Here is a 25229-nt window from a genome sequence, read left to right on the forward strand (position 1 = left end):
CATACTTTTGAAGATCTTTATGCAGACCTACATGAAACAGTGTTTTTGAAAATCTCGTTGGGACCCTTATACGGTGTTCTTTTCTAATGAAACCTGTGTCTATCCTTATAGTGGATGTTCGAATCTGTACCGGAAGAATTTGTGCATTATTAATATGAGAGCTTATTAACGAATCGAGTTGATTAGTTGATTCTAATCGATAGATTGTTGTTTCCGGGGTAGCAGCTAATATTATTCCGCTAATCACACACGAAACAAAAAGCAGGACAGTAATAATTAGTTTGCCGTTTTCTTTACTAAACATGAACCGTTATTGGTATCTAAATTTCAATAATTTAACTTACGCAAAATCTATAAACTTCTGTCATAAAAGGATATGTCAATTCAGATCCATAAAGTTAATTCAAAAGAACAGATAGAGCAATTCCATAGCTTTCCTGACAGGTTGTACAAAGGAAACAAGTGGTACAGACCCCCCTTCCGCTTTGAAGTGGAAAAAGTTTTTGATAATGAAAAGAATGAACGGTTCAAAAAAGGAGGGGAGTGTGAAAGGTTCCTGGTCAAGAAAAAAGACCGTGTAGTTGGCAGGTTTGCCGTATTCACAGATCCTGAAAAGGATAAGGTCTATAATCCACCATTAGGAGGAATAGGATTCATTGATCTTGAAAAGGACCCCGCAATCTCTAAAGAAATGATAAATTTTGCGAAGGTCTGGCATAAGGAAAAGGGTAATTCAGGATTCAGAGGTCCAATAAATTTTGGTGAGAATGATACTTATTGGGGCATTTTGATCGATGGGTTTGATGACCATAATGTATATGGCATGCTTTACCATCACGACTATTATGAAGAACTGATCGAAGTGACAGGCGCTGAAAAATTTGATGATCTGTATATGTACCATCTGAATATGGAGCAGCCGTTACCTGAAAGACTGGTCAAGATCACCGAACGGTTGAAATCTCAGCCAAATGTAGACATACGACCCATTGATAAAAAAAATCTGTACCGAGATGGAGAATTAATTCGGACTGTGTATAACAGGGCATTCAATGAGCAGGTTATTGAAGAGCGGGAAGAGGAGTTCATAGGGATCTCGGAGGAAACCATTCATCAAATGATCAAAAAGCTAAAGCCCGTGCTGATGCCGGGGACTTCACCAATAGCTTTTATTGATGGAAAACCTGCTTCTTTTCTCGTCAGCGTACCTGACCTGCATGAAATATCTGCTAAAACGGGGGGAACTTTGAAGTGGTGGCAATTGCCAAGGTTGGTGGGATTTAAAAAACGAGCTGAAAAATTTCGTCCATTGGCCTTTGGAACAGATCCGAAATACAGGGGTAGGGGATTGGAGGCCTTAGTCTTTGTTGAGGGCTATAAATGGACAAAGCAACATTATCCAAATCTAAAGGTATTAGAAGGCGGATTTGTAAGCGAAAAGAACTGGATCATGCGGCGCAGCCTTGAGGCACTGGGATGCAAAATTGCGAAAACCTATCGTGTCTATAAATGGATGATTGATTAAAAGTTGAGAGGAGACAGGTGTGTAATCTATATTTTGAGTTTTATCAAAATGATGTGAAAGGCTTGCTGTTGGAATCAAATTTATCATCCTATTAACTCTATAAACTCTCAAAAAACCTACCGAAAGATTGTATTCAGTATCTCGATTGCAATGTCTTTTTTAGGACCTTTAAACTGTCTATCGGAATCTTTGTTTAATAGATGAACAGAATTAGAATCAGACTCAAATCCGGCGCCAGTTTCATTCAGGGAATTAGCAATAATGTAATCTGCATTTTTATTTTGAAGCTTCTTAGTTGCATTCTCAATCAAGTTTTCGGTTTCCATAGCGAATCCGATCAGAACCTGCCCTTCAATTTTATGTTCTCCTAGCCAGGCAAGTATATCTTGCGTCTTTTTAAGCTGAATACTGTCTTCAGAATCTGATTTTTTGATCTTGTGGTCATGAACACGAGTTGGTGTGAAATCAGACACCGCTGCAGACATTATGATCACATCTGCTTTATGATAATTTTTTACAGTTTCAAAAAGGTCAGATGCACTGGTTATTTTTATAGTATGAATGTCATCAGGTTTTGGAACAGAAAGAGGCCCGTGGATAAGCGTGACATCAGCCCCCATATTTTTGGCAGCTTGAGCCATTGCGACTCCCATTTTACCTGAACTTGGATTTGAAATGAATCGCACCGGGTCGATGTGTTCCCTGGTTGGGCCTGCCGTGACGATCACTTTTTTACCCATCAGAGGCCCTTTAATGTTACCAATAATATCTGATGCTTTTTCAAGGATCGCAGTGAACTCAGGAAGTCGGCCTTTTCCTTCCATTCCACTAGCAAGAAAGCCAATCTCAGGTTCCAGAATGTGGTATCCCATTTTACCCAAAGTTTTTAAATTCTGGGAGACACCGGGAGATTCATACATTTCACCGTCCATAGTAGGACAAACAAGTATAGGACATCGGGCTGCAAGAACGGTACTTGTAAGCATATTATCAGAAATGCCCTTCGATATCTTGGCAATGGTATTTGCCGTGCATGGGGCGATCACATAAAGATCTGCCCATTCGCCCCAGTTTATATGTCTGGTCCATTCACCGGCTTCGTTATCATCAGGAAAGATATCTACGGCAACATCGTGTCCAGAAAGGGAAGCAAAGGTCACTAAACCAACAAAGCGGGTGGCCGAGGGTGTCATGGTGACACGGACTTCAGCTCCCGCTTTTTGAAATTCTCTAAGTAAAAAAGCAGCCTTATATGCTGCAATTCCTCCGGTAACACCAAGAATTATGCGTTTACCGGAAAGCATGATCAGTCTTCCTTATCAGGATGACGGTAGTAGATCTGATCATCTTCCATTTCTGTAATGGCACGCTGTGTAGCATGCGGTAATTTTTCAAACGCTTTAGAAATATTTTCTTGTTCTTCGTTGAATGAAAACTCGTCTTCTTCTTCAAAACCCTCGAAGTACTGCAGTTTTTCGTCAAGTTCAAGCTTTTCCTGAGCAGCGATCTGACGGGCTCTCTTGGACAAGATCACAAGTAACTCATATTTGTTACCTGTTTTGAATTTTAGTTTCTCAATGTCTAATGTTTTGACTGCCATGGATGGTATCAGTTTTGATTCATGAATTTGACAACGGCTTTTTTTACTTCCTGATAAGCCGTTTCAAGGTCATCATTTATAATTACCTGATCAAAACGATCAGCGTATGTAAGTTCTTCTTTTGCTCTTTCCAGCCGCAGAGCCAGGGTCTCATTATCTTCAGTTCCGCGGTCGGTCAAGCGTTGCTTTAAAATATCGATAGAAGGCGGTTTGATGAATAAGCTCAAACACTCATCACCGTAAATTTCCTTTATGTTAATGGCGCCTTTTACTTCGATATCAAGCAAAACAAAATAACCCGAATTTAGTTGTTTATCAACTTCTGACAGCAATGTTCCGTATTTCTTCCCACCATAGAATTCTTCCCATTCCAGAAAGTCACCCGAGCTGATCTTTTCATTAAATTCCTGATCTGAAAGAAAGTGGTAGTGAACTCCATTTTCCTCATCTTCGCGGGGCAGTCGGGTGGTAGCTGATACTGAAAACTTCAGGTTTTCAAAATCCTCAAATAGCATGCGAGCGAGGGTCGACTTACCAGTTCCACTGGGTGCCACCAAAATGATTACTTTTCCTTTTTTCATAATTGTAGTGAGTAGTGAGTAGTGAGTAATGAGTTATTTGATTTACTCAAATCTCACTACTCATAACTATAAATTACTCGACGTTTTGGACTTGTTCGCGGATCTGTTCCAGTGCTTCTTTACACTTAACTACGTACTGTGCAATCTCGGAATTGTTAGCTTTTGAGCCAATGGTATTCAGTTCCCGGTTGATCTCCTGTGTGAGAAAATTCAATTGCCTTCCGGCGGGTTCAGGTTGTTCTACAGCTTCTTTGAAAAATTTTAAATGGGATTGTAACCTAACAAGTTCTTCCGTTACATCCATTTTATCAACCAAAATGGCAACTTCTATTTCCAGTCTTTCAGGGTCGATCTTATCTTCTTCAATCAGATTTGTGATACGTTCAAGCAGTTTATCACGAGTTTCCTCGGCTCTCCCATTGGTCTCTTTTGTGATGATCTTTATATTATCGTCGATAAAATCAATTCGGTCGATAAGATCGTTTTTGAGCTGATCACCTTCCTGTCTTCGCATTTTCATGAGTGAACTTAGAGCTTCTTTCAATGCTTGTTCAGAGACTGCCCATTTTTTTTCCAACACCTCTTCATCTTCCTCTTTATTGATAAAGACATCGTTGAACTGGGTTATATCTCTGATTGTGACAGGGTCTTCTATTTCTGCCGCGAATCTAATTTCTTCGAGTAATCTTGTATAACCTATAACCTTATTTTTATCCACGGCAATAGATAGCTCTGCAGATTTATCTTCAGAAACATATACAGTTACATTGAGCTTTCCACGATTAATGGTCTTTTGAACCAATTCTTTCACTTCAAGTTCTTTATCCTGTAATCTCTGTGGTAAGCGAGTACTGATGTCCAGATATCTGCTATTCAGAGATTTTATTTCTACGGTAGCAGTGAGGCCGTCATCTGTAGCTTCACCACGACCGAAACCGGTCATAGATATAATCATTTAAATAAAACTGGTGAAAAATTGATCGGCAAAATACAAAAGTAAACAGGGTATAAGAAATGGCATTCGGTAAATTTCAGGCATCCTCTGTTTTTTCGAGGCTTATGGCATTCATGCAATAGCGTAGACCGCTTGGTTGCGGCCCATCGGGAAAAACGTGCCCTAAATGTGCATCACATACGTTGCACAAAGCCTCAATGCGAACCATTCCATGAGAAGTATCCATTTCGTACTTTACTGCGTTCTCATTTACCGGTTGTGTAAAAGAAGGCCAACCGGAACCACTTTCGAACTTTTCACCGGCATCAAACAGTTGGGTGCCACAACACACACAGGAGTAAATGCCGGGATCGAATTTATAGCAAAGATCACTTGAACCCGGTCGTTCAGTGCCTTTAAGACGAGTGATGGCAAATTCCTCACCGGTAAGTTCTTTCTTCCACTCCTCCTTCGATTTTTCAACTCGTCTTGGAGGTTCGGGATTCCCATTTTTTGCAAAGTTTTTAAGGTCTTTCCAAGTCAGCATGATCGAGTCAGGTTTTTGAATGATAAAATTTTTATTCAGTGATAAAGATATATGTGGGAACATTCATTCCGTTGAGAATGGGATGAAAAAAAATTATTCCAGAGGGTCAGAATTCATCGTGTAATTATTCTTCGTCTTTTTGTTTTTCTTCCTGTGTGTTTTGTTTTTTCTCATTCAATAGTTTGTCAACTTCTTCACCGGGAATCTCTTCCTTATCCAATAACAGTTCAGCTACTTTTTCCAATACATCACGGTTTTCTTTGATTGTACTGAATGCTCGTTCAAATGCCTCTCTGGATATTTTTTGAACCTCTTCATCAATGTCACGGGCTGTCGAGTCACTGTATTCGCGTTGTCGACTCATGTCGCGTCCCAGGAAAACTTCTTCTTCTGCACTGCCAAATGAAATATGTTTATATTTTTCACTCATTCCCCATTCAAGCACCATTTTTCGGGATAACTTAGCTACTTGTTTCAGGTCATCTTGAGCACCACTTGTCGACGTTTCAAAGATCAGGTCTTCTGCAGCCCGACCTCCCATGATCACAGCCAACCGATCAAGTAAATACTCCCGATTATATAGGTATTTCTCTTTTTCAGGAAGTTGTTGAGTTGCCCCCATTGCTTTGCCACGTGGAATGATCGTAACTTTGTGTATTGGATCGGAATGGGGTAAGATAGCTGCAACTAAAGCATGCCCTGCCTCATGATAAGCCAAGACTTCTCTTTCTTTATCATCGATCTGCAGGCCCTCCCGTTTAAGTCCCATCATGACTTTATCTCTTGCATTATCAATATCTTCCATGGCAATCTTCTTTCTCTCATTGCGACCGGCATAAAGGGAAGCTTCATTGAGTAGATTTTCGAGATCAGCACCGCTAAAGCCGGGAGTACTTCGTGCTATAACCTCTAAATCTACATCATCTTGTAAAGGTTTATCTTGGGCGTGAATTTTGAGGATCTCAAGGCGGGCCTTCTGCTTCGGCATGTCTACTTTGATCTGTCTGTCAAACCGCCCTGGACGTAAGAGGGCTTTATCTAAAATATCGGGGCGATTTGTGGCGGCCATTACTACCACGCTTTCGTTTGGCTCAAAACCATCAAGCTCTGAAAGTAATTGGTTGAGTGTTTGTTCACGTTCATCGTGTCCTCCTCCGAGCCCTGCACCTCTTCTTCGGCCAATGGAGTCTAATTCATCAATGAAGATTATACTCGGTGATGCCTCCTTAGCTTTATCGAACATGTCTCTCACGCGTTTGGCACCGACACCTACAAACATCTCCATAAAATCGGAACCCGTAATGGTAAAAAAGGGAACATCCGCTTCACCTGCTGCGGCCCGTGCGAGTAGCGTTTTGCCTGTGCCCGGAGGACCTACCATGAGCAAGCCTTTTGGCAATTTTGCCCCAATATCTTTAAATCGATCCGGTTCTTTAAGAAATTCAATGATCTCTGTTAATTCGGTTTTAGCATTATCAAGGCCAGCTACATCGTCGAATGTCGTATCCTGTTTTTCCGGTTGCTGAAGCTTTGCCTTGCTCTTGCCAATGTTGAAGAAACCTTGTCCCTGTGATTGCATTCGCTGATAAAACATCACTCCGATATATATGAAAAATAATATAGGGAGAATGATAAGAGCTATGTACCACCAGTTGTATTCAGATTCGGGTTCAGCAGAAACTGTTACATCATTCTCTTCGAGAGCGGCTGATAATTGATTATCTCCATAGGAGGGAATGTAGGTGTAGAAATTCTCTGAACGGAGCGTATCTTCCCCTGAAATATTGAGTATCTGAGGAGATTTAAATTCCCCATTGATCTGGTCTCCCTGTACATGAATACGTTCAACATTTCCCTGAGTAAGTTGTTGTTTGAATTTAGTGTATTCGATTTCTGCAGTTTGCCCAAATCCATCTCCTGAAGCTATATACCAGTTGTAAAGTAATGCTATGAGCAGGAAGTAGATGAGTGCTCTGCTCCAGGAAAAATGTCCAGGCCGTTTATTATTGGATAATTTATTTCCGGAAGATTTCTGTTTTTTCTTATCTGATTTGGATTGGCCCTCATTTTCATTTGTCAAGACAGATAGAGTTATGGATTAAAAATTAAGCTATACGCTAGAATACACGCTTTTTGAAACAATTTTATGGGGCAGTTTAGTTTCCCTGAAATAATTAATTGCCAATAGACTACTACAGGAAATAAATACTCATTCCAAAATAGACTATTTCTATTCTCTGTTTAGCTTTTTGATCGAATGTAACTTGAGAAAATGCCTTTGTATAAACTACAAATGCTATTACTTCAATAGATCAATGATCTTATCTGCAAAAGCCTCTGCAGCCTCGGGCGTACGTCCTTCAGAGTAGATACGAATGATGGGTTCGGTATTTGATTTCCGCAAGTGAACCCAGCCTTCTGCAAAATCGATCTTTACTCCGTCAATGGTATTTGGTTCGAGACTTGAAAAGTGATCCTCAACCATCTCAAGCACCTCATCAGCATCTTTGCCTAATTCATCGAGTTGAATTTTATTTTTACTCATATAATAATCAGGAAGGGTTGTACGGTACTCAGAGGACCTCAATCCATTTTCAGCTAACAATTGTAGCACCATGGCAATACCAACCAGAGCATCCCGGCCATAATGAAGGTCGGGAGCAATTACACCACCGTTGCCTTCTCCGCCAATTACAGCATTTTGTTCCTGCATCATTTTCACCACATTGATCTCTCCAACAGCAGAGCGGTAGCATGTTTGTCCATGTTCACGGGCCACATCATCTGAAACGCGAGAGGAAGAGAGATTAGTGGCACAGGCACCGGTTTTTTTGGAAAGTATGAAGTCGAAGGCAGTTGCCTGAGTGTATTCTTCACCAAACAATTTACCTGTATTGTCTACCAGAGCAAGGCGATCTCCATCAGGGTCAGTTACTACTCCAAGATCAGCCTCTTTTTCTTTTACCAACTCACAGATCTCTGCGAGGTGTTCAGGTAATGGTTCCGGATTGTGTGGGAAGATCCCGTTGGGAGTACAGTGAATTTTATGTACAGTTTTAACACCCAGGGCATCCAGCATGCGCGGAATAGCTTTAGAACCGGCACCATTTACGGCATCCACTGCAACAGAGAAATTCTTAGCAGCAATTTTATCTTTATCAATGTAAGGGAGTTCCAGGATCTTCCGGATGTGGTGGTCTAATATCTCCGGATCTTCCGTGATCTTTCCAATCTTGTCGTAAGGATGGTAGGCAAAATTACCTGATTCAGAGATCTGGATCACCTCATTTCCCTGACTGGCATCTAAAAATTCACTTTTCTCATTCAGTAATTTCAGAGCGTTCCATTCAGCAGGATTGTGACTCGCTGATATAATAATTCCACCTGCTGCTTTGTGTTTCAATACTCCCATTGCAACGGTAGGGGTGGGAACAATGCCCACCTTTACCACATCACAACCGACACTTGCCAGGGTTGCTGCTACGATATCCTCACACAATTGACCCGTAACGCGGGAATCACGCCCAACAACTACAGTGCCTCCATTGAGCCAGGTGCCATAAGCCGCCGTGAATTTTGAAAGATTTTGAGGTGTAAGGTCTGTACCGAAAATGCCCCGAATACCGGAGACGGATATCATTAATGCCATGATGGGTTTTTAAATGTTTTGAATTGGATAAATAGTATTTCTCTTATTTGTTGCGCTCGGGAATCCAGGGAGTTTCCTGATTCCCTGCTTCTTTATTTTCATAGCGAGCAAGAACAAACAGGAAGTCTGAAAGTCTGTTAATGTACATGATCGCTACTTCTGAGATCTCTTCTTCATGGCGACACTCAACTGTTATACGTTCAGCTCTGCGACATATAGTTCGCGCGAAGTGAAGTGTTGCTCCGGCTTGTGCTCCACCGGGCAATATAAAATTCTTAAGTGGTTCGAGTTCTTCTTCCATCTCATCAATGGCTTTTTCCAGGAACTCCACTTCGCTGTGACTGATCCTGGTGATCCTGACATCTTTGGACGCAGGAGTGGCAAGGTCGGCACCCAATACAAATAATTGTTGCTGTACGGTTTCGACAAACTCATCGCCTTTATCGGATAAACCAAACGATGTGGCCATGCCCAAGATGGAATTCAGCTCATCTACTGTGCCATACGCGTCAATGCGTTTGGAACTCTTTGAAACGCGTTGCCCGCCAAACAGAGAGGTGTTACCGCTGTCGCCTTTTTTGGTATATATTTTCATGATCTAAGATTTTTATAAAAAATAAGGATTTGGTCATTAAGCTGCATTTCTTGGAAATTCGTTTCACTTTGATCTAAGTCTTATCAAATTACTGATCTTAGATTTTGATATAGTGTTCCTGCTTTGATTCAAAATGTATATCTAAATGCTCCATCGCACTAATGCTTTTCTCAAATTTTGTGGAATTCTCTATAGGGCAGGCTACTTTCAGTTTAACCTTAGCCATGTATTCTGAATGAATGACACTCAAGTTATAGTCATTTATAGATTTCTGAATGATGTTTTCTTCAGAGTATGGATACATGATCTCAAACATCTGTATGGGTTTTATCGTTAGCAGCTCTGCCTTAGTCAGACATAATTCTGCCCCGCGTCCATAAGCCTCTATCAGTCCTGACCTCCCTAATTTGGTGCCTCCGTAATATCGTACTACCACAATGCCGGCGCTTACAACGTCAAAAGATTTAAGCTGATTCAAAATAGGAAGTCCGGCTGTGCCGGACGGCTCGCCGTCATCGGAGCTGAATTCCTTGGGTTGAGCGGGATTTAGGCGCCACGCCCAGCAGTGGTGGGTAGCATCCGGATATTTTGACCTTAGCTGATCAAGTTTTTCCTGAAATTCTTTTTCGGTTTCGGCGGGAAAAAGGTATCCAATGAATTTGGATCCGCGTTCTCTAAAAGAGGATTTGTAAGTCTTGTTTGTGGTTTTCAAAATGGAGAATCTGATTAGAAACTAAGGTAACGTTCAACCTTACTAAAGTCATTCCAAATTACGAATCAATGCTCAGTAAATGGAACTAAAAAATCTATAAAGCAAATTGTGGGAGGCTACATTTTTTATTGTAAATGGGGAAATTTAGGAAACCTCTAAAAGACGGGCCCATATTTAGACCTATTCTGCCTTGTTATTCAAAGAGGAAAAAGCGATTTTCTCTGCGCAGTTCAGCTTTGAGATAAAGTTTCAAAAATTATTGAAACCTTAGAAAGCTCAATACTGTTTGTATATCACAAATTGAAAATATCTAAGTAATAATTTCATGCCTTCACTTACTAAAGCACTGAATTCTCAGGTAGGCCGGAAAGTTATGACGGGGATCACAGGTATTGGTCTTATGTTATTTCTGATTGGTCACCTTGCAGGTAATCTCTCGATCTTTGAAGAGTCTGACGCATTTAATCTCTATACCCACACACTAGAAAGCTTGGGACCTCTGCTCTATGTGATAGAGGCAGCTTTAGCGTTTTTCTTTCTGTATCATGCCTTTTTAGGTATTTCTATCTGGAGGCAGCGTAAAAAAGCACGCCCAGAGGGATATGATACTTATAAAACAAAAGGCGGGCCGAGCCATCAGACGCTTGCATCCAGAAGCATGATCATCTCAGGGGTAATCATACTGATATTTTTGGTCCTTCATATCTGGCATTTCAAGTTTGGCCCTACTTATATGACCACAATTGATGGCACTCAAATGAGGGATCTAAAAAAATTAGTGGTTGAGGAATTCAATAAGCCATTGATATCATTGAGCTATATAGCAGTATTGGCTCTCACAATTCTGCATTTGTCACACGGTGCCTGGAGTGCATTTACCTCTCTTGGTATGAAGCATGGTGAAACATCCAAAAAGGTTCAAATTGGAGCATACATCTTTGCAATTGTATTAATGCTCGGATTCATTTCAATTCCGCTTTATATATTAGTTAGCGGATCAGTTTGAATCATCAGGATATAAAGAGAATTACGAATATAGATTTATCATTATGAAATTAGATTCCAAAGTACCCGGCGGCCCGTTAGAAGAAAAGTGGGACAAACACATCAAGGACATCAATCTTGTGTCTCCTAATAATAAAAGAAAGTACGAGATCATAGTAGTTGGAACCGGATTAGCCGGTGGTGCAGCTGCTGCCAGTTTTGCTGAACTTGGCTATAATGTGAGAAGTTTCTGTATTCAGGATTCAGCTCGCCGTGCCCATAGTATTGCGGCACAGGGCGGTATCAATGCAGCCAAGAACTACCCGAATGATGGTGATAGTATCTGGAGACTTTTCTACGATACCATCAAAGGCGGTGACTACCGTTCCCGTGAAGCCAACGTATATCGGCTTTCTCAGGTGTCAAACGAAATTATTGATCAGGCTGTAGCACAAGGTGTTCCATTTGCCCGTGAGTATGGAGGGAACCTGGCCAACCGATCATTTGGTGGTGCACAGGTATCGCGTACATTTTATGCACGTGGGCAAACCGGGCAGCAATTGCTGCTTGGTGCTTATCAATCTATGATGCGTCAGGTTCAAAATGGAAATATCAAATACCATCCACGCCATGAAATGCTGGATGTAGTTGTGATAGACGGTCAGGCTCGCGGTATCATCACCAGAGATCTGGTATCCGGTGAATTATGCCGATATGAAGCCGATGCTGTTGTCTTGGCAACCGGTGGTTATGGAAACGTATTCTACCTGTCAACAAATGCAAAAAATTCAAACGTAACGGCGGCTTGGAGAGCACATAAACGTGGTGCTGCTTTTGCCAATCCATGCTACGTTCAGGTTCACCCGACATGTATCCCGGTATCCGGAGATTACCAATCAAAACTGACATTGATGTCAGAGAGTTTGAGAAATGACGGTCGTGTTTGGGTACCACGTAAGAAAGGAGATGATCGCCACCCTAACGATATACCTGAGGATGAACGTTATTATTATCTGGAAGAGCGCTATCCAAGTTTTGGAAATCTTGTACCGCGTGATGTAGCTTCAAGAAATGCAAAAATGGTATGCGATGATGGACTTGGAGTTGGTGATACCGGACTTGCGGTCTATCTTGATTTCCGTGATGCTATCGAACGAGATGGCAGGGATACTATTTCATCGAAGTACGGTAACCTGTTCGAAATGTACGAAAACATCACGGGCGAAAATCCATATGAGCGTCCGATGAGGATCTATCCGGCAGTACATTATACAATGGGTGGTCTTTGGGTTGATTATAATCTTGAAACTACTGTTCCCGGGCTTTACGCTGCCGGTGAAGCCAACTTCTCAGATCATGGTGCAAACCGACTTGGAGCCAGTGCTCTTATGCAGGGCCTTTCTGACGGTTACTTTGTGCTGCCTTACACTATAGGTGATTATCTGGCCAAACAAGAGCCCGGAAAGCGATATGGAACTGATCATGATGCCTTTAAAGAAGCGGAATCTGCTGCTCAGGCTCAGATCGATAAATTGCTAAACATTGATGGTAGTCGTACTATTATTGATTTCCACCGATCATTGGGTAAGATCGTTTGGGACAAGATCGGAATTGCCCGAAACAAAGAGGGACTTGAAACTGCTATCGAAGAGATCCGCGCATTGCGTGAGGAATTCTGGAAAGACGTTAAAGTTCCGGGTGAGAAAAATAATTACAACAAATACCTGGAGTTTGCCGGAAGGGTAGCTGATTTCTTCGAATTAGCTGAACTGATGGCTGTAGATGCCCTTGACAGAGAAGAATCTGCAGGTTGTCACCTCCGGGAAGAATATCAAACCGAAGAAGGGGAAGCTTTACGTAATGATGAAGAATATTCTTACGTATCTGCCTGGGAATTCAAAGACCTGAATGGCAAACTTGAAGAAACCCTCCACAAAGAAAATCTCGAATTTGAATTCGTTGAGCTAAAACAACGTAGTTACAAATAAGGAAGACATTATGAGCAAAGAAATGACCATTCATTTAAAATACTGGAAACAAAATGGCCCTAATGAGAGGGGATATTTTGAAGAGTATACGCTGGATTCAGTAAACGAGCATATGTCTTTTCTGGAGATGTTGGATGTTCTGAACGAAGAGCTGATACTTGAAGGACAAGAACCGGTTGAGTTTGATTATGATTGCCGCGAAGGTATTTGCGGTTCATGTAATTTAGTGATCAACGGTCAGGCACACGGTCCCAAAGAACGGGTTGCAGTTTGCCAGTTACATATGCGGAACTATAATGATGGCGATCACGTCACCATTGAGCCCCCTAGAGCTACAGCATTTCCGGTGATAAAGGATCTGGTGGTAGATCGTTCTGCCTTTGACCGTATCATTGAAGCAGGCGGATATGTTTCCATCAAAACCGGCTCAGCAATTGAGGCTAACTCAATATTGATACAGAAAGAAAAATCTGACCAAGCATTTGATTATGCAACTTGTATAGGTTGTGGTGCTTGTGTGGCTGCCTGCCCAAATGCTTCTGCTTCGTTGTTCACGGGTGCTAAGATCGCTCACCTGAATAAACTGCCGCAGGGAGAAATAGAACGATCTAACCGCGTTGTGGCCATGGTCGAGCAAATGGAAGAAGAAGGCTTCGGTGATTGCTCAAATTATGCTGAGTGTGAAGCTGTATGCCCGGTTGGTATTTCGATCTCTGCAATTGCAGAAATGCGAAAAGATTATATGAAAGCAGTTATGAGCAGCGACTGATCTGCTTTTTTAGACTGATATAAAAGACCAAAGGCACAATAATAACCTCATTGTGCCTTTTTTTATGCTGTTAATACATCTACTAGCTTATCAAAATCGTCCTGGCTGTTATAGACATTTGGTGATATTCGGATCGAATCTCCACGGAATGAAACAAGAATATTCTCTTTGTCGAGTGCCTTCTTTATGGCTTCCATATCATGACTTTCACTCAAACGTATTCCAAATAAGTGAGATCCGCGATAATTCTTGTCTTCGATCCGGTAACCAGCATCTCTGAGTTTATGGATACCTTCTGAGATCAGATCTTTGCAATATCGCTGAACATTTTCGACTCCCCATTCATTAAGTTGGCGAACAGCCTCCAGCATCATAGGTATGAGAATGAAATTACTGTGTTCTCCTACCTCATACCGTAATGCACCACCCTTGTATTTATCATTATAGTTTACCAGATTCGAGAAATCTTCACTTTCGTATCGATTGATCCAGTTTTCCTCAATCGGGTCACCATTGTCCAAAGCCGGACCGTAGTATGCCAGACCAACACTATAAGGTCCCATCAGCCATTTATATCCGGCGCATACCAAGGCGTCAGGTTTTATAACTTTTACATAAAATGGCAGAGCTCCGACAGATTGTGTGCCATCTATTGCCAGCCAAGCCCCAACATCATTTGTTTTCTCTCTGATCTTCTTCAGATCGAATAGGGTGCCATCGGCCCAATGAACGTTTGCCACTGCCACGAGTTTGGTTTTGGAATTAATGGCATCTAGAATTTGCTGATTCCACTTTTTCCCTCGGTCTTCTTTTGTTTCTGGAGGGGTGATCGTTACAATCTCAGCTTTATTTTCCAGAGCCACTTTTCTCCATGGATATACATTACTGGGAAATTGCTCTCCCACAACAATGATATTATCCCCTTTTAACAAGGGGAGGTTTTTGGCGACATTTGCCATGCCGTAGGAAACAGATGGAATAGTTACGATCCGTTTAGGATCTTCAGCGTTGATAAGCTTCGCATATTCTTCTCTCAGGATATCTGTCTCACCAAAAAATTCTTCAGGTGTGATCTGAAATGGATTACGTTTTCTTTGAACTCCGGAATAGCCGGCGTCTTCAACTCGTCTCATAAGAGGCGACATATACGCACAGTTCAGATAGGTAAAGGAATCGTTAATTTGAAAATCTGATTTTTTGCAATCCATTTGTTCGTTATACTTGGTTCATTTAAATGAGTTCAAATCTCATCATTTAGTATAACAAATCCCAACTGTTTTGTGATGAAGATACGATCAGCCCAAAAAAGCGATCTTACAAAGATTTTAGAGTTAAATGAGGCAGCTCTACCTCATGTAAGCAAGGTTCAAATTACAGACATGGCGCGTTTTCTGAAACAGGCTGATCCATTTCTTGTGATTGAATATGATAATGAAGTTGCCGGTTTTATGATCGTCCTACAGTCAGGTTTGGATTATTCAAGTTTAAATTATGCTTTCTTCGTTAATCACTTTGAAAATTTCGATTATGTGGATCGCATTGTAATAGCTGATCCATATAAAGGAAAAAAACTTGGCACTTCATTATACGATCATCTTTTTAAGACTACGGATAAGAAATTTATAACCTGTGAGGTGAATGTAAAACCAGCCAATCCGGCATCTTTAACTTTTCATAACAAGCTGGGATTCAACCAAGTAGCTGAACAAGTGACTGAAAATGGGCATAAGATCGTGTCCATGTTAGTAAAACAAATGTGATCTTTATTTTCAATATGGAATGAAAATAGTTGAAGTAGCATTATAACATCAACTATTCATCAATTAAATAAAGACATCATGAAAACACTAAGTAAACTAACTGGAGTATTTGCCTTAGTTGCAACCCTGCTCTTTTCGACAAATATTAAAGCACAGGACAGCGATATAGTAGATCTTGCTGTTGCAACCGATGACCTTTCAACTTTAGTTACTGCGGTAAAGGCTGCAGGATTGGTTGAAACACTCAAGGGAGACGGTCCTTTCACTGTATTTGCACCAACCAATGCTGCATTTGAAGCACTTCCGGATGGAGTTCTGGAGATGTTGCTTAAACCGGAAAACAAAGATCAACTGACGGCAGTATTAACGTACCACGTGGTACCGGCAGAGGTTATGTCTGGAGACCTGGAAGATGGTATGAAAGCCGGTACAGTTGAAGGCAGCAATGCCACCATAAGTATTAATGATGATAAGGTAATGGTAGACAACGCTAATGTTGTGATGGCTGATATTGATGCATCGAACGGTGTAGTACATGTAATTGATGCTGTTATACTGCCTCCCAGTATTAAGGAAGCTTTAGCTGCTAACGACAATGAGCAAAAGAATAGTGACTGGTAATTAGAACCTATTCAAATTTTTGAAAGCCGCATCTATTTATTTAGATGCGGCTTTTTTATGTTCAGGAATTGAAAGTGATTGTATAGAACTCTCGAATGTGGTTTGTATTTTAAGTTGTAGTAATTAAACAGATACTTTTGGAAAATCTCTTTACAAAAACAGAACACAGTTTAAAGCGATACTGGGGCTTTGAGAGTTTCAGGGAAGGACAGGATGAGGTCGTACGCTCTGTTATTGAGGGTGCTGATACTTTGGTCTTGTTCCCTACAGGGGGTGGGAAGTCGTTATGTTATCAGGCACCGGCTACTGTTTTTACCGGAATGACCTTAGTGATCTCGCCTTTAGTGGCGTTAATGCAGGATCAGGTTCAGCAGTTAAAAGAAAAAGGGATCACTGCCACATTTATCAACAGTACTATTCCTTCTTTTGAGGTAGAGCAAAGGCTTGTAAATGCCCGAAATGGAATGTACAAACTTTTATACTGTGCTCCTGAACGACTCAAAACGGAGCTTTGGCAGGCGGAGCTGCCAAAGCTAAACATAGATCTTATTGCTATTGATGAGGCACATTGCATCAGTGAATGGGGGCACGATTTTCGTCCTTCTTACCGGGAGATCAGGGCTTCCCTTGAAAGCATAGCCGAGACATGCAGATGGATTGCTTTGACGGCAACCGCAACGCCTGAGGTGCAAAAAGATATTGTTGATTCCTTAGGTTTTAAAGACCCAAAAATAGTTTCTCGGGGTTTTTCGAGGCCAAATCTGAAGTGGTGGATAACTCATGCGCCAAAGAAAAAGCAGGTATTAAAACAAACAGTCCAAAAAGCAGCCCAAAAAGGCGATGGGTTGATCTATGGAGGTACCCGTAGAAATTGTGAAGAGCTTGCCAGGCAATTTTCAGGTATTGGAATAAAAACAGAAGCTTATCACGCCGGAATAGATCCTGGCAAACGGAAGGTCATTCAACAAAAATGGATCACCGGAGAAATCCCGTTGGTAGTGGCAACAAATGCTTTTGGCATGGGTATAGATAAACCAAACTGCAGGTACGTGATTCACGAAGAGATGCCATACTCGCTTGAAGCTTATTATCAGGAGGCTGGCCGTGCAGGCAGAGATGGCAAAGAAAGTTTCCCAATTCTCTTGTATCGTGATTCTGATCACGCAAAGGCAGTGGATCGTATAGAACAAAGGTATCCAAAATATGATGAATTAGACCATGTGTATCAGATCCTGTGTGATACCTTAAATCTGGCAGTGGGATCAGTCATGGAGGAAAGTGAAATTTTGGAGATCAAATCAATTTCACAGAGAGGCAAAATTTCCTATGGCAAGTTGAGATCTGCTTTAAGACTTATGGCTCAGTTTGACGTGATCGGTATGCAAGAGGAAATGAAACCGGCTTTGGAACTTCAATTTGGCTTCAGCAGTGATGGTTTAAAAGACTATAAGAACCGTGCTGAAAATGATGCGAAGGCAGAATTTGTGGATAAACTAGAGCGTTTATTTGGCCCGGAATCATTTAGAGATGCCGTGTTTCTGGATGAAGACCTGATCTTGGATAAACTTAATATCAGGCATAATGCATTGATCAAAGGCCTAGACGTATTAAGCCGAAACGACAAAATTCTGAGTTATCGATACTATAATGAGAGAACAAGAGTAAAATTATTGGAAGCACGTTCCCGTAAAATACCAGTTAGTAAAAAGGATGTGGAATCATATAGAAATAACATACTTAGAAAACTTGAGCATATACACGGTTATGTGGTAACATCTCAATGCAGAGAAGTATATCTGAGAAGTTACTTCGGTGACCTGAATGCTGAACCATGCGGGCATTGTGATAATTGCCTGAAAAGCGGAGATCCCAAACACTTAATGCCCACTGATGAGGAGTTTCAAAACATTCAAAAACTGCTAAACAATGATATAAAAAATGTATCGGAATTGGCTGCCGAAACAGGTTATAAAAGACCAAAAGTGGATAAAATTTTACGTTACCTGATCAAAGAAGAAAAGGCAACGACTGTTTCTTCCAAACCCGGTTACTATAAAGTAACCTGATATGTATGGCTCTTACTGAGCTGAATTGGCCGGTGTTTTAACGGAATCACCTTTTTGCTGTTGTGATTGTACAGAATCTATAAAAGATCGAATCCTGAGCTCCTCATTATCTAATCGGTTTAAAACTGAATCAATTTGCTCCAAATGTCGCTCCGGCTGGAGCTGATAATATGTATGCGAAGCAAGGAACTGTGAATCAGTTACATTGTAATTGTTATAAACGGTGGCCTTCAAAGAGTCGGCATTTACACTGTCAGGTTCGGCGTTTCTGTACGACTGAATATGCTGCATCTCTACAAGCAGGTCGATGTACTTATCTTCAGGAATAAGGTCTTTTGGTTTTTCAGGTTTATGCTGACCTGAGCAACCGCCCAACACAACCATCATCAATGTAAAAAATACAATAGCTACAGGTGCGGTTGTAAGATCAAAATAATTATTACTCTTCAGCATCTGGATTTTTAGGATTAAGTGGACGCATGGTGATCTCATTGATCAGGTAATTGTCGTCCGTTTCCAAAAGAAATTTTACAGTACTTGAGATATCTGTTGTCTTCATCATGTTAGGGTGATTTTCTACACCGTCTATCTTTTCAAACAAATCAGTATCGATAGAGCCGGGAAATACACAGGTTACCTTAATGCCGTCATATCTCAGTTCTTTAAACAGAGCTTCGCTAAACCCTCGAACTCCAAACTTACTGGCATTATATGCTGAGATAGTTGGATTACCCATGATGCCGGCAATTGAGGAAATATTGATGATATGGCAAACATTTTCGTTTTCCTTCATTAAAGGGACAACGAGTCGTGTAAGATAGAAAATTCCATTCAGGTTCACATTGATCATGGAATGCCACTGGTCCATTGTGGTCTCGTCTACATTGGCAGAGTACATAACACCTGCGTTGTTGATAAGTGCGTCCGGTTGGTGATTGGCATCAAAGGTGCTGGCCACCCATTTTTCCAAGGCATCTGCATCAGTGATATCCATTGGAACAGGCTGGAATTTCTCACCAAGGTCATTTCTAAGTTTTTTTAGTTTATCTTTACTGCGCGCAAGGCCATATACTGTAGATTCGTTTTCTACAAGCATCTTGCTAAATTCGGCACCAATACCGCTACTGGCTCCTGTGACGATGGCAATTTTTGACTTAAGTTCCATATTAATACTGTATTTTATTTTAAATTGTTTGTTTAAAAGTACTACAAAAAGATGAGCAAAATCGATTCGGATACCTCAAAAAAAACACTTTACCTAGACATTGGTAATTCTACGATTAAAGGTGCCTATAAAATGGGGACTCAATGGATGGTTTTATCTGATGAGCGGTTATTTTCAGCCTTAGAGTTAGTAAACTGGATACAAAAACACCCAAATTCTTTTGGAAAAATTGTTTTGGCTAGTGTACGGGATGACGTATCTGAGGCAATAGAAAGGGAATTAGGTCGTCAGGAGATTAAGGAAGTTTCTGTGTCAGATATTCCCCGTGACTTGCTTAATTACGAGACTCCAAAGACTCTCGGGATTGATAGGTTTTTGTCATGTTATGGAGCTACAAATCAAACTAACAAATCGGTTGTGGTTATTGATGCCGGTACGGCGACTACCATTGATTTCATGGATCAGGATGATGTCTTTCATGGTGGAGTTATAATTCCGGGATTGTGGGGATTTTCTGAGGTCTTGAGCCAAAAAGCACCCGCTTTACCCTTTGTTGAATTAGAGATCCCCGGAAAATGGCCCGGCAAGAGTACAATTGATTCATTGAAATGGGGACAGGCCGGATTCTATAAAATGGGGATTATTGGATTTCTAGATAAATATGAAGAGGAATTTGGACAATACGATCTCTTCATTACAGGAGGAGATGCTTTGGAAATTGAATCCATGCTTGAGAGAGAAACCAAAGTTCGTCCATTTTTAGTATTTGAGGGCATTGAAAGACTGGTCAGACAATTGGAATCAAACAAGTAAAGTATCCGATAGTTGACTTCATTTCTCTTTTGACCCTATTACATCTTCATAGACTTAAGAATTACATCCAAAAATACCCGGCCATATGAGGTGGTTTTTACTCCGGCTTCATGATTTTTATAAAATAAGGGATGACGTTAATCACCCCTCGTTTGAAACAAATATATCTTTAAAGATCTTTATTCTCCAAGATCAGCTTCCGGAATGTGCTCACCGTTTTCCTTAACATAATGGTCGAGCCACTGTACCCATCTCGTCCAAAGATCAAGAAGTGTCTCTTCGGCAGCCGGTCCGTGGGCTTCATGTGGATACATATACATCGCAGCCGTTTTGCCAATGCCGTTAAGCGCATGAAACATGCGGTGAGAGTGTACCGGCCATGTTCCAACATTTTGATCTGCAGCACCGTGATACATTAACAGCGCTCCATCAAGTCTGTCCGCCCAGAAGATCGGCGTCATCTGTACATATCGTTCAAGGCCTCTCCAAAGGTCTCTGGGTTCACGCTGAAAGCCTAAAGGAGTAAGTGTTCTATTGTAATTCCCATCTCCGGCAATACCTGCCTTAAAAAAAGAGGTATGGATCATAGCATTTGCCGTTCCAAATGCTCCGTAACTATGACCACCAATAGCCATTCTGTGCCTATCTATATAACCACGTTTTGCAGTGCTGTCAATTACTACAGTACTGTTCTGAACAATGCTCCAGACAAATCCATCGTTTGGATCACCGATCTCAGCTGAAATTGGCCAGTCAGCATTGATCACGGCATAGCCACGTTTGACCAAAATATCAATGGAACGGTGATAAACGCCGGGGAAGTCGTTCTTATTATATCGTCGTTGACGCTCATCGTAATCTTCCTGATCCTTGAATTCACTTGGGTAGTGCCAAATGATGCCCGGTAGGGGAGTCCCATTCCAATCCTTGGGCAGGGTAACATCAACCCAGAATTCAAAGCCATCAGCACGTTTTACCTTAAAACGCTCGCGTTTTGCCTGTGTAACTGCTTCATTATAGTCCACGTTTGAGGTTAGTTTGGTTTCGTTTCCCGTTTCAAGGTTGATAAACCAGGACTCGGGATACATCTGAGGTGATTCTCGTGAAATTACTATTTCAGAAACTTCATTGTTCAAGACCGCAGTTACATTTTCGTAGTGGTCTTCAGAACTTTGGAATATGCGTTCTTTTTCCCCCGTTCGTATTTCAAATTTATCTATAAACGGGCGGGGAGCGTTTTCAGCATAATTTTCAAAGTATTGAGTGCCATCCAGGAACACGTAATCACTTTCAGCTGTAATGCGAACTACATTTTCACCAAGCGAACCTGTTTTATACATGATGTTTCCCGGGTCTTCATAAAAATCATCTGATTTGTGGTCAATTATAGAGAATGTTTCTTCTGAGTTGTCAAGATAAACAGCGTATATATGTTCTTTTGTTTCTGATGATTCCTCAATAAAGATCAGGTTACTGTCTTGAGTGTATGAAACGGATTCCATTTCTTTATCAGTTTCATAGATAGTGGTCATATCATTCTCTTCAAATGGCGGTAACCACTGAATCACACGGTCCATTTTCTTATCTTTGTCGTCGTTCTCATTTTCAGACTCAGGATCCTGATCAGGATCATCGGTATCTTGAGAGTTATTCTCCTCACGTGTAGGGTCCATTCCTTCCCCTTCTTTAGCGAGGATACTAAGTCCTTTACCGTCAGGACGCCACTTTATATCCCTGCGACCGTAGTTTTCTACCTCTTCGTAATCACTTACCCCTTCGCGAATTTCACTGTTCCTGAGCTCGATAAGCTTATTTCCATCCGCATCCCAGATTTCTTCGGTCCAACCGAAGCTGTAAACAGGAACAATATATGAAAATGGTTCAGCCATGATCTGCACTATTATGTGCTCTCCTGCAGGATCAGGTTCAATATTGCGGATCATTGAGGGCTCACCTATTTCCTGAACCCGACGGTTATCTGCTTCGATACGCACTAACTGCCCGGTGGTATGATACTTCAATAATTCAGCTTCAAACTTTCCATTTAAAAGATCCGGGTAGGTGCGGAGCCGGTTTTCCTTTTCAGTGGTCTTTTTAACCTGAAGGCTGGTGGGGGTTTCGGGTTCAACAGGTTTGTTACCTCTGTCATCCGGTACCAAAACGGTAAAAATATATTGTCCGTTACCTGACCATTCAAAAGATGTATTCAGAGTTGCCAATACAGGATTTCTGGTTAGTTTTCTGGATTCCCCATTTTTGGTATCAGCGATGTAGATGTGGGTTTCATTATCGAAATGGGCAAAATAAGCGAGTTTTTTACCATTCGGTGACCACTTAGCACTTGTGATGATCGCACCTTGCGGAGTTTGTATGGAGCTGCGATCCCCGTTTCGGGAAGTTATCAGCTCCAAACCACTGTTTGTGCTGGTTGTAAAATTACGATTTCGATCAGCCCTCGGGTTAAACTGTAATCCACCTAGATTGTAATATGGTTTTGCAAAAGCTGAAAGTGGTGACAAAGTTCTTGTTTGGGTCGTATTCAGAAAGTACTCATGCGACGGTGAAAGGTCATTCAATATCACATTCTTATATCTTGGAGCCAATACTTCTTCAGCTATTTCAGCCGGAGGTGTGAGATACTGCTCTCTGAGATCGGTTGGGTTTTGTGCGTGCGTTTCAATCTGGAAGTTGAAAGAAAAAAACAACAAGAACATTGTGGGAAGGCAAACAACGGAGGATAATTTCTTCATTTTGTTGACTTATGAACGTTAAAAGAAAAAGAATTTACAATGCTGTAAATAAGGCACAAAAAGAACTAAAAGCATAAAATTTTACAGTTCTTAAAAAAGATACCTGTAAAATAAGTTAAAGAACTAAGGTGTTACAGTCATCTTTGATCACACCATTATCCCATTTTACCACGAATTAAGGCCGTTACCATTTCAAGAGCTACTTTGTTTTTACCACCACGGGGAATGATGATATCGGCATAGCGCTTGCTTGGCTCAACAAATTCAAGATGCATGGGGCGAACAAATTTTTCGTATTGACTTAATACACTTTCCAGACTTCGGCCTCTTTCTTCAATATCACGCTGTAAGCGCCTCAAAAGCCTTACGTCGTCATCTGTATCCACAAATATCTTTACGTCCATAAGCTCCAGAAGTTTGGGCTCAGAAAAAATTAGGATACCATCTATCAGGATGACATCAGAAGGTGTTGCTGTGATGGTTTCTTCCTTGCGGGTATGCAGTTCAAAATCGTAGACAGGTACTTCAACCGGATATCCCTCCATGAGAGCTTTTATATGCCGGATCATCAGTTCAGTCTCAAGAGATGCAGGATGGTCAAAATTCTGTTTGACACGTTTCTCAAAGGGTAGGTGATTTAATTCACGATAATAAGAGTCGTGTTCAATTCGCAGGATATCATCGGAAGAAAATTCGTCACAAAGATAATTAACGACAGTGGTTTTTCCTGACCCGCTTCCGCCGGCAACTCCGATCACTAAAGGGTTAGACATGTACTATACTATCAGTTTGAAGAGGCGTTATAAGCCTGCTTGCTTTCATATTCAACTTTATAATCTCTGATGGCTCTGAACATTGCGGAAGCCATAATGGATTGACCGTAATCGCTGGTCAGGAAACGCTGTTCAGCAGGGTTGGTGATGAAACCAAGTTCTACTAAAACAGCGGGCATGGAAGCTTCAAATAACACCTGGAAGCCCGCTTGCTTCACACCTCTTGATTTTCGCTGCGCACGGTTCTTGAACTGATCTTCAATCATGTAAGCTATCTTTTCACTTGTGGCTATAAAACCACTATGAGCCAGCTCGTAGATCAAAAGGTCTTCTTCAGATAGGTCCATATTGATCTCTTCTTTAAAAACGCTGTTCTCTCGTTTCATAACCTCGAAGGCCGCGTCACTTTTATGAAGTCCCAGAAAATATACTTCGGAACCGCTGACATGGCGATTATGGAATGAATTACAGTGGATAGATACATAGAGGTCAGCTTCAGAAAGGTTTGCAAAGTGCCCCAATTCTGCAAGCCCAAGGTAGCTGTCATCTTCGCGGGTATATACGACCTCAACATCGGGCATGTGCTCTTTAATGTATTCACCCAGTTTTTTGCCTACTGCCAACGTGATGTCTTTTTCTTTAACTCCTTTGTATCCAATAGACCCGGGGTCTCTGCCTCCATGTCCGGGGTCAATAACGATCTTATCAAACCTGAGCTTATCCTTTACATTGTTGTAAGATGACCCATTTGAGGCTATCACATTAGTGGAAACATCTAGAGGGTCTTCACTAATGATCTCTTCATACCAATTCCTGGCAATAAACTGTTGGGAATAACGATCAATTTCTTGTTCGGTTGAGCGTGTCAATGCAACAAGTATGTCACTACCTGTCTTATCATTATAAGCGTTGGCCTTGTAATATGCGTTTTCATCCAGATAGATATCTACACCATAACCATAGCCAAGATCATATAAGCGAACTTCTTTAAGTTTTTCACTCCTTTCAGGAAGCCTCAATCCCGTTGTATCCAGATCTTGATCATATAAAACCATCTGTATCAGGTCATTTGCGGGTTGAATGATCTCAAATGAATCAACAGGGGCTGTTAAGTGATATCTTACAACATATCCCAGATCATCACTTCTTCCGGTATTAGATACCCTTTCAAGAATATTTTGAGCAAGGAGGTCGCTGCTTATCAACGAGATGAACAACAAAGCAAGCGCGTGAATAGTATATTTTAAGCGCATTTTTGATGCCGGGGTTATTTGGTTGAAATGTTAATAGTGTAAATAGATGATACCCATAATGTAAGATATTCTTTAAACCATTGAAAGAGTTCAGAAAAAAGTATAAAGTATACCTCAGTCATTACAATATAGCACCATATCATA

Annotated in this window: 23 protein-coding genes; 8 read left to right on the top strand and 15 right to left on the bottom strand. The window is 41.2% G+C overall.

All coding sequences use genetic code 11. The annotated features are described in order from the left end of the window. Window positions 1-376 precede the first annotated feature (376 nt). Window positions 377-1525, top strand: coding sequence for a hypothetical protein (locus ACKGJO_RS01175; protein ID WP_411321569.1), 1149 nt, complete (start codon window positions 377-379; stop codon window positions 1523-1525). A gap of 116 nt (window positions 1526-1641) precedes the next feature. On the opposite strand, the gene coaBC is transcribed toward ACKGJO_RS01175, so the two are convergent. The 9 genes from coaBC to ACKGJO_RS01220 all read right to left on the bottom strand — a co-directional run bounded on the left by coaBC (window position 1642) and on the right by ACKGJO_RS01220 (window position 10143). Beyond that, window positions 1642-2829, bottom strand: coding sequence for a bifunctional phosphopantothenoylcysteine decarboxylase/phosphopantothenate--cysteine ligase CoaBC (coaBC, locus tag ACKGJO_RS01180; protein WP_411321570.1), 1188 nt, complete (start codon window positions 2827-2829; stop codon window positions 1642-1644). Window positions 2830-2831: 2 nt separating this feature from the next. Then, on the bottom strand, window positions 2832-3125 hold the full coding sequence (locus ACKGJO_RS01185; RefSeq protein ID WP_411321571.1) for a DNA-directed RNA polymerase subunit omega: 294 nt from the start codon (window positions 3123-3125) through the stop codon (window positions 2832-2834). An 8-nt stretch (window positions 3126-3133) separates the two neighbouring features. Further along, a complete protein-coding gene (gene gmk, locus ACKGJO_RS01190; RefSeq protein ID WP_411321572.1) occupies window positions 3134-3706 on the bottom strand; it encodes a guanylate kinase in 573 nt (190 codons plus the stop codon). A 73-nt stretch (window positions 3707-3779) separates the two neighbouring features. Further along, window positions 3780-4649, bottom strand: coding sequence for a YicC/YloC family endoribonuclease (locus ACKGJO_RS01195; RefSeq protein WP_411321573.1), 870 nt, complete (start codon window positions 4647-4649; stop codon window positions 3780-3782). Window positions 4650-4737: 88 nt separating this feature from the next. Beyond that, window positions 4738-5187: a peptide-methionine (R)-S-oxide reductase MsrB gene (gene msrB, locus ACKGJO_RS01200; RefSeq protein ID WP_411323260.1), complete on the bottom strand. Its 450-nt coding sequence runs from the start codon at window positions 5185-5187 to the stop codon at window positions 4738-4740. A gap of 124 nt (window positions 5188-5311) precedes the next feature. Next, window positions 5312-7153 carry an ATP-dependent zinc metalloprotease FtsH gene (gene ftsH / locus ACKGJO_RS01205; RefSeq protein ID WP_411323261.1) on the bottom strand — a complete coding sequence of 614 codons (1842 nt, stop codon included), beginning with the start codon at window positions 7151-7153 and terminating at the stop codon, window positions 5312-5314. A gap of 333 nt (window positions 7154-7486) precedes the next feature. After that, window positions 7487-8836 (bottom strand): phosphoglucosamine mutase, encoded by a 1350-nt coding sequence (gene glmM / locus ACKGJO_RS01210; RefSeq protein WP_411321574.1) that lies wholly within the window; start codon window positions 8834-8836, stop codon window positions 7487-7489. 43 nt (window positions 8837-8879) lie between these two features. Next, the gene (locus ACKGJO_RS01215; protein ID WP_411321575.1) at window positions 8880-9431 is read right to left on the bottom strand and encodes a cob(I)yrinic acid a,c-diamide adenosyltransferase; all 552 of its coding nucleotides are present in this window, start codon (window positions 9429-9431) and stop codon (window positions 8880-8882) included. A gap of 97 nt (window positions 9432-9528) precedes the next feature. Then, window positions 9529-10143 (bottom strand): IMPACT family protein, encoded by a 615-nt coding sequence (locus tag ACKGJO_RS01220; RefSeq protein WP_411321576.1) that lies wholly within the window; start codon window positions 10141-10143, stop codon window positions 9529-9531. Between the two features lie 325 nt (window positions 10144-10468). On the opposite strand from ACKGJO_RS01220, the gene ACKGJO_RS01225 reads away from it, so the two are divergent. The 3 genes from ACKGJO_RS01225 to ACKGJO_RS01235 are packed head-to-tail and all read left to right on the top strand — an operon-like array spanning window position 10469 to window position 13884. Continuing rightward, window positions 10469-11149: a succinate dehydrogenase cytochrome b subunit gene (locus tag ACKGJO_RS01225; protein WP_411321577.1), complete on the top strand. Its 681-nt coding sequence runs from the start codon at window positions 10469-10471 to the stop codon at window positions 11147-11149. A gap of 43 nt (window positions 11150-11192) precedes the next feature. After that, window positions 11193-13115: a fumarate reductase/succinate dehydrogenase flavoprotein subunit gene (locus ACKGJO_RS01230; protein ID WP_411321578.1), complete on the top strand. Its 1923-nt coding sequence runs from the start codon at window positions 11193-11195 to the stop codon at window positions 13113-13115. A gap of 10 nt (window positions 13116-13125) precedes the next feature. After that, entirely contained in the window at window positions 13126-13884 is a 759-nt protein-coding gene (locus tag ACKGJO_RS01235; RefSeq protein WP_411321579.1) for a succinate dehydrogenase/fumarate reductase iron-sulfur subunit, read from the top strand. A gap of 62 nt (window positions 13885-13946) precedes the next feature. Here the strand turns inward: ACKGJO_RS01235 and ACKGJO_RS01240 are convergent, their stop codons facing one another. After that, a complete protein-coding gene (locus tag ACKGJO_RS01240; protein WP_411321580.1) occupies window positions 13947-15017 on the bottom strand; it encodes an aminotransferase class V-fold PLP-dependent enzyme in 1071 nt (356 codons plus the stop codon). A 150-nt stretch (window positions 15018-15167) separates the two neighbouring features. On the opposite strand from ACKGJO_RS01240, the gene ACKGJO_RS01245 reads away from it, so the two are divergent. From ACKGJO_RS01245 to ACKGJO_RS01255, 3 genes are all read left to right on the top strand, one after another. Then, window positions 15168-15644: a GNAT family N-acetyltransferase gene (locus ACKGJO_RS01245; protein WP_411321581.1), complete on the top strand. Its 477-nt coding sequence runs from the start codon at window positions 15168-15170 to the stop codon at window positions 15642-15644. A 78-nt stretch (window positions 15645-15722) separates the two neighbouring features. Next, window positions 15723-16265: a fasciclin domain-containing protein gene (locus ACKGJO_RS01250; protein WP_411321582.1), complete on the top strand. Its 543-nt coding sequence runs from the start codon at window positions 15723-15725 to the stop codon at window positions 16263-16265. Window positions 16266-16402: 137 nt separating this feature from the next. After that, window positions 16403-18331, top strand: a complete 1929-nt coding sequence (locus ACKGJO_RS01255) for a RecQ family ATP-dependent DNA helicase (protein ID WP_411321583.1) — start codon at window positions 16403-16405, stop codon at window positions 18329-18331. Between the two features lie 12 nt (window positions 18332-18343). Here ACKGJO_RS01255 and ACKGJO_RS01260 read toward each other — a convergent pair whose 3' ends face one another. Continuing rightward, complete coding sequence (locus ACKGJO_RS01260) at window positions 18344-18784, bottom strand: DUF4296 domain-containing protein (RefSeq protein WP_411321584.1); 441 nt, start codon at window positions 18782-18784, stop codon at window positions 18344-18346. Continuing rightward, complete coding sequence (locus ACKGJO_RS01265; RefSeq protein WP_411321585.1) at window positions 18771-19496, bottom strand: SDR family oxidoreductase; 726 nt, start codon at window positions 19494-19496, stop codon at window positions 18771-18773. The genes ACKGJO_RS01260 and ACKGJO_RS01265 overlap by 14 nt, the downstream gene beginning before the upstream one ends. A gap of 51 nt (window positions 19497-19547) precedes the next feature. On the opposite strand from ACKGJO_RS01265, the gene ACKGJO_RS01270 reads away from it, so the two are divergent. Beyond that, on the top strand, window positions 19548-20309 hold the full coding sequence (locus ACKGJO_RS01270) for a type III pantothenate kinase (RefSeq protein ID WP_411321586.1): 762 nt from the start codon (window positions 19548-19550) through the stop codon (window positions 20307-20309). Between the two features lie 179 nt (window positions 20310-20488). Here the strand turns inward: ACKGJO_RS01270 and ACKGJO_RS01275 are convergent, their stop codons facing one another. From ACKGJO_RS01275 to ACKGJO_RS01285, 3 genes are all read right to left on the bottom strand, one after another. After that, window positions 20489-23059 carry a S9 family peptidase gene (locus ACKGJO_RS01275; protein WP_411321587.1) on the bottom strand — a complete coding sequence of 857 codons (2571 nt, stop codon included), beginning with the start codon at window positions 23057-23059 and terminating at the stop codon, window positions 20489-20491. A gap of 155 nt (window positions 23060-23214) precedes the next feature. Further along, a complete protein-coding gene (gene udk / locus ACKGJO_RS01280; RefSeq protein WP_411321588.1) occupies window positions 23215-23832 on the bottom strand; it encodes a uridine kinase in 618 nt (205 codons plus the stop codon). An 11-nt stretch (window positions 23833-23843) separates the two neighbouring features. Beyond that, a complete protein-coding gene (locus tag ACKGJO_RS01285) occupies window positions 23844-25085 on the bottom strand; it encodes an N-acetylmuramoyl-L-alanine amidase family protein (RefSeq protein WP_411321589.1) in 1242 nt (413 codons plus the stop codon). Window positions 25086-25229: the final 144 nt, after the last annotated feature.

The organism is Gracilimonas qinghaiensis (assembly GCF_046602855.1).
In the GTDB taxonomy this organism is placed as follows: domain Bacteria; phylum Bacteroidota; class Rhodothermia; order Balneolales; family Balneolaceae; genus Gracilimonas.